Annotated in this window: 1 pseudogene; it reads left to right on the top strand. The window is 42.2% G+C overall.

Annotated elements, in window-relative coordinates:
- Positions 1–591 (top strand): annotated as a pseudogene (locus J3U75_RS02235) (hypothetical protein); the annotation flags it as partial.
- Between the last annotated feature and the right edge of the window lie 315 nt (positions 592–906).

Genomic DNA, 906 nt, shown 5'->3' with positions numbered 1-906 from the left:
TACTTTGTAGGAATGACAACCGCCGATTTAGACCCAGTTGTAAAAAACGGGCATTATTTAATTCCTCGTCTTTGTATTGAATCCGATGAGCCTGAACATAAAAATGGCTTTATTGCACAATGGAATGATGGGCAATGGAAGTATATTGAAGACCATCGTGGGGAAGCTGTATACCTCAAGAAAACTGGCGAAAAGCAGACTATAACAGCCTTAGGCAAATTACCAAAAGATGTTACTACCCACGCTCCAAAACCCTTTACTGAGTGGTCAGAAGAGGCGGGCAGTTGGGTGGATGTAGCTAATTCTGATGAATTACGTCTTCAGGATAAAAAGGAAAAAGCAGGGGCGATTACCCGTAGCCAACTTTTAACGTCGACTGAACTGCGATTGGGTAAAAATAAAACGGAACTACTTGAAATAGCCGAGCGGGAGTTAGCTGGATCTCATTTAATCAAGGTAAGAAATGCGATATCTGAAGCACAGAGCTTTACGTTGGTAAATGACGATATCTGGGATTTTTTCACACAAGCGTTAAATATCAGTGCGGACAAGCTTTTCGCTTTATGGGAGGAGGCTAAGCTTAACCCCTAACTATTGGCCAAAATTAAATTTGAAAAAACACCCGCGTAAAGCGGTATTTTTATGGAGTTTACATGATATGAAAAAAGCATTTAAATGGTTGCATAAGGCACTGGACTGGGTGGTTGAGTTTCGGTTCCTGCCGGCGTGGTTTCAAAATTTTTTATTCGGTACCTGTACACGCGTANTTTTGCGGTGGTTTTTGCCTTGCATGGAAACGAAATGCTAAAGGAAGACCTTTACGAGAAATTTCAGCACCTGCACCCTGACGTTCTGGTTGCCGTCCTGTTCATCGTATCTGTTAGCCAGCTAAGCGCTGCTGTTTTT

The organism is Snodgrassella sp. B3088 (genome assembly GCF_026535815.1).
GTDB lineage: Bacteria > Pseudomonadota > Gammaproteobacteria > Burkholderiales > Neisseriaceae > Snodgrassella > Snodgrassella alvi_E.
Note: the sequence above shows the minus strand (reverse complement) of the source record. Positions and strands in the feature narration are given on the sequence as shown.